The following is a 3,733-nucleotide window of genomic DNA, read 5'->3' on the forward strand; positions in this document are numbered from 1 at the left end:
TTAGGTGCTGCCACCTCTCTTAATATCAATAACGATTCTAGCACTATCGGCATCAAAGCCTTGACCATATCATTCTGATTTGATGTGCTCTCTACTGCCTTTGATCCTTTATCGTCTGACTGCAATAAGTGCAGAATTTCACTAATATCTCCTTTCATAAACTGAAGGTCTTCAAGAAAGTTATTGGTATCTGACTCCAGCTTTTTCTTTAAGTAGCCACCAGGCGTTTGCCCTGCCTCTGCTGCTATCGCTTCTAGTTTTAGGTAGACTTCAGGCTTTAATCTAAATGATACGGTAGGGGTGCTCATGATTATCCTTGTTTGCAGATTGTAGACAGAAATATATCATAAAAATCAGATACTTAAATCGATTTTGTAAACATTCTGTGTACAGAAAAAAGCGTCTTAAATCAGGTAAGTTGCTGATTTAAGACGCTTTTTTTCATCCCGATAGGGTGCGTAAGGTGTAGTCATTAAATTGGATAATTTAATGACCAAAAAGCAGGTAGAAAAATCGGTTATTTTCTACCTGTAGTAGCCTTTTTTTCAAAAAAGAGGCTATAAGAGCGTTACATGATTGATTTATGATAAAATAGTGATTAAAAAATGATTAAAATATGAGTGTTTTTATAGTAAGTTCAGATTTATGATTAAAATGTGATTGATTTATGATTAAATAATGATTGATTCATGATTAAATCACGGTCAAATATAATCAGAGCCTTCTATCGTCTTGGAGCTTACTGCATACAAAAAAAGAGAGCTAACTATGGCTAAGAGAACAAAAATTTCAAAATTTCGCGAACTTTATCCGGTCATTGAAGACCTGCTTACCACCTATACTCAGGAAGGGGTTGTTGAGATATTAGCTGAGCGTCATGACTTAACGCTGACCACTGGTACACTAACCAGTTATCTTTATCAACATAGGAAAAAGTTAAAGGAATTATCTGTCGCTACAGATAATTCTAGCAGTGATATTGAGATTAAGCCCGAGGTAAGAGAACAAGTTTTTGTTGACTTATATTCTAGTGACCCAATTCAAGAAAGCAATACAGATGCTAGTGATGAGCCCTATGTACAGCCTACGCATGAAGAATTAGACACGGCTATGAAGAGATTTGAAGCAAAGCTGGCAAATAAAAGAAATAGATCTCTTCTTGATAAATAAGTTATTGATAGTAAATAAATAAAAATTTCATAAAGGGACATTTTCCTAGTGTAAAAAGGAGTAGTTCATGAGTATTGAAGGCATATCAGTAGCAAGTAACCATTTTATGATGTTTGAAGAGGCGCAACGAGAATACTACCGTCAAATGGGGCGTCTTAACACTTTTGGTTTAGAAAATGAAGCTCATAGCGATAGTATACGTAAAAAAATGTTTGAGCTAAAAGACGAGGAACGTTCGCTAAGAGAATACAGCGCGAGCGAACTCTACGTCATACAAAAAGAGCTAAGACAGAAAATTGATGATTTCCTGCGTGGATTGGATGGATAGCGCGTTACTATCACTATTCATGAAAGTCCAAAGCCCTAAAATTATTGAATTGACGTTACTTATCGCTTATATTGAATGTACATAAATAAGCGATAAGTAATGCTATGAGCACAACTAATTATAATATTCGTCTGGATCAAGAATTAAAAGATAAGGCGTTTTCGGTGCTTGAGGGCTATGGTTTAACACCTTCGCAAGCGATTAAGTTATTTTTGCATCAGGTAGCAGAAACCAATAGCATACCGCTATCTTTTGATTATCAGACAATGCCTAGCACCAATACGCTTGAAGACGGTGATCAATGATTGAATTTGAATGGGATGAACAGAAAAATAGCAGTAATCAACGCAAACATGGCTTATCCTTTGAAGAAGCAGCTCGGGTATTTTTTGATCCTTTGTGTTTGCGTAAGCAAGACCGATATGAAAATGGTGAAGAGCGGTGGCAAGCACTTGGCGCAGTGAATGGGGTAGCGGTATTACTAGTCGCTCATACTCAAAGAGATAGTGAGGGTGGTGAGGTTATTCGTATCATATCAGCACGACGTGCCACCAAGGCTGAAAGGAGGTTGACCCATGCTGTCAAATCCGTAGAACTAAACTTGGGAGATTTTAATTACGCAGCCTGACGATAATAGTCAAACCACACCTGTCTTGGCGCTCGATAGCCCAAGCCCTTTTGAATCCTAGTCTGATTATAATACAGCTCAATATACCCAATGATATCGCTAGTGGCTGCAAACCTCGTTTTATAATCTTGATGATATACTAGTTCATTCTTCAAGACGCCCCAGAAGCTTTCTATAGGTGCGTTGTCATAGCAATTACCTTTGCCGCTCATTGAGCCTGTAAACTTATGCTGCTCGATAATCTTATGGTACGCATGGCTACAATATTGGCTACCTCTATCTGAATGAACAATCAGTCCTTGAGTAGGTCGTTTGTTCTTGATTGCCATATTGAGTGCACGGCATACTAAATCAGCGGTCATGCGCTTATTGATAGCGTAGCCGACAAGCTCTTTGGTGTATAAATCTTTCACTCCAGCTAAATATAACCAGCCCTCAGCAGTCCAGATATAGGTAATGTCGCTGACCCATGCTTCGTTAGGACGCTTAGCGTCAAACCTCTGATCTAAAACATTGTCATAGACCAGCTTGTTGTGGTTTGAGTCAGTAGTGACTTTAAAGCGCTTATGACGACGGCATTTGATGCCGTGTTCCTCTTTGATGCTTCTTACCATATACAGGCTAATGTTGTGGCCTTGTTTGCTTAGATGAGCATGCAATCGATCTACGCCATAACGTTCTTTCATTTCACTGTGAGCGGCTTTAACTAGTAGCTCGCACTGATTGCGGTGTACCTGCTGTTCGCTGATGTCACGACTTAGCCAATCGTAGTAGCTTGAGGGCTTAACGCTTAATACACGGCACATAGTAGTGGTGCTAAATATCTGACGATTGTCTTTGATAAAAGCGTACTTTACGGGCTGTTTTTCGCGAAGTACGCGGTCGCCTTTTTTAGAATCTCGCGCTCCTCTTCAGCCACTTTGAGCTGACGCTTGAGCTGCTTTATTTCTTGAAGAGCACTCATAAGGTCAGGATCATATTGCTCTGTGCCAACAAGCTTGCCTTGATTGGCTTTGTTATGCCAGTTTGATAGCGTTTGCATGGCAATACCTAACTGCTTTGCAGTAGCTGAGATATTGCCATTATTATCTGCTATCTTCTTGACAGCTTCAGCTTTAAATTCGTTACTGTAGGTTCTTAATTTCTTGGTCATGGTAAACTCCTATAATTGTGCTTAGTTTACCAAGTTTAGTTGTACGGTTTCTTCAGCATAGCTCAGGTTCTATGAACAAGGTTAGCTATAAAGCAAATGAGTTACCGTCTTTAAGCGCTGAGCAAGAAGCCAACTTGCAACGATTGGCGATGCTTTCAGATGACGATATAGATTTGTCTGATATGCCTGAAGTCACAGACTGGTCGGGTGCGACTCGTGGTAGTGTGGTGGCAGATGATCCTATGGTCGGTGCCAGTATCGTGAGTCCGAGTATCATTGCTAGATTCCAGGATAAGGCTAAAAAGACCGGTGGTAACTACCAAGATATGATTAACGATGCGCTAGAAGAGTATTTGTTAGATCATTAGTCGATAAGCTTACAACGTTTAAAATTCCCACCACTTTTTTTTCTTCTCAACCGTAGCTACGGTTGAGTTGTCTGTTTTTTCTTTCT

General features: G+C 39.5%; 7 protein-coding genes. 5 read left to right on the plus strand and 2 right to left on the minus strand.

Annotated elements, in window-relative coordinates:
* Positions 1-308: hypothetical protein (locus tag AB0G16_RS38460; protein WP_362815922.1), on the minus strand; the 308-nt coding region annotated here is incomplete at its 3' end.
* Between the two features lie 460 nt (positions 309-768).
* Between AB0G16_RS38460 and AB0G16_RS38465 the strand changes: the two genes are divergently transcribed.
* The 4 genes from AB0G16_RS38465 to AB0G16_RS38480 all read left to right on the plus strand — a co-directional run bounded on the left by AB0G16_RS38465 (position 769) and on the right by AB0G16_RS38480 (position 2,126).
* Positions 769-1,170: a hypothetical protein gene (locus tag AB0G16_RS38465; RefSeq protein WP_362815924.1), complete on the plus strand. Its 402-nt coding sequence runs from the start codon at positions 769-771 to the stop codon at positions 1,168-1,170.
* Positions 1,171-1,237: 67 nt separating this feature from the next.
* Positions 1,238-1,498 (plus strand): hypothetical protein, encoded by a 261-nt coding sequence (locus AB0G16_RS38470; RefSeq protein WP_362815926.1) that lies wholly within the window; start codon positions 1,238-1,240, stop codon positions 1,496-1,498.
* 104 nt (positions 1,499-1,602) lie between these two features.
* Entirely contained in the window at positions 1,603-1,803 is a 201-nt protein-coding gene (locus AB0G16_RS38475) for a type II toxin-antitoxin system RelB/DinJ family antitoxin (RefSeq protein ID WP_011512369.1), read from the plus strand.
* Complete coding sequence (locus AB0G16_RS38480; protein WP_362815927.1) at positions 1,800-2,126, plus strand: BrnT family toxin; 327 nt, start codon at positions 1,800-1,802, stop codon at positions 2,124-2,126. Before AB0G16_RS38475 ends, AB0G16_RS38480 begins: the two co-directional genes overlap by 4 nt.
* On the opposite strand, the gene AB0G16_RS38485 is transcribed toward AB0G16_RS38480, so the two are convergent.
* Positions 2,114-3,279, minus strand: a protein-coding gene (locus AB0G16_RS38485) for an IS3 family transposase (protein WP_192993974.1) whose coding sequence is annotated in 2 segments (ribosomal slippage) — positions 2,114-3,021 and positions 3,021-3,279 — 1,167 coding nt in all. Because the reading frame shifts where the segments join, the coding sequence is not laid out codon by codon here. The two genes, AB0G16_RS38480 and AB0G16_RS38485, sit on opposite strands and share 13 nt — an antisense overlap.
* Before the next feature lie 71 nt (positions 3,280-3,350).
* On the opposite strand from AB0G16_RS38485, the gene AB0G16_RS38490 reads away from it, so the two are divergent.
* The gene (locus tag AB0G16_RS38490; protein ID WP_045455929.1) at positions 3,351-3,647 is read left to right on the plus strand and encodes a hypothetical protein; all 297 of its coding nucleotides are present in this window, start codon (positions 3,351-3,353) and stop codon (positions 3,645-3,647) included.
* The last annotated feature ends 86 nt before the right edge of the window (positions 3,648-3,733 follow it).

It is taken from the genome of Streptosporangium sp. NPDC023615 (assembly GCF_040640155.1).
In the GTDB taxonomy this organism is placed as follows: domain Bacteria; phylum Actinomycetota; class Actinomycetes; order Streptosporangiales; family Streptosporangiaceae; genus Streptosporangium.

Bases quoted from the DNA above. Each gene is read 5' to 3' on its own strand.
- AB0G16_RS38465 (WP_362815924.1), top strand. From the start codon at position 769: ATGGCTAAGAGAACAAAAATTTCAAAATTTCGCGAACTTTATCCGGTC.
- AB0G16_RS38470 (WP_362815926.1), top strand. From the start codon at position 1,238: ATGAGTATTGAAGGCATATCAGTAGCAAGTAACCATTTTATGATGTTT.
- AB0G16_RS38475 (WP_011512369.1), top strand. From the start codon at position 1,603: ATGAGCACAACTAATTATAATATTCGTCTGGATCAAGAATTAAAAGAT.
- AB0G16_RS38480 (WP_362815927.1), top strand. From the start codon at position 1,800: ATGATTGAATTTGAATGGGATGAACAGAAAAATAGCAGTAATCAACGC.
- AB0G16_RS38490 (WP_045455929.1), top strand. From the start codon at position 3,351: ATGAACAAGGTTAGCTATAAAGCAAATGAGTTACCGTCTTTAAGCGCT.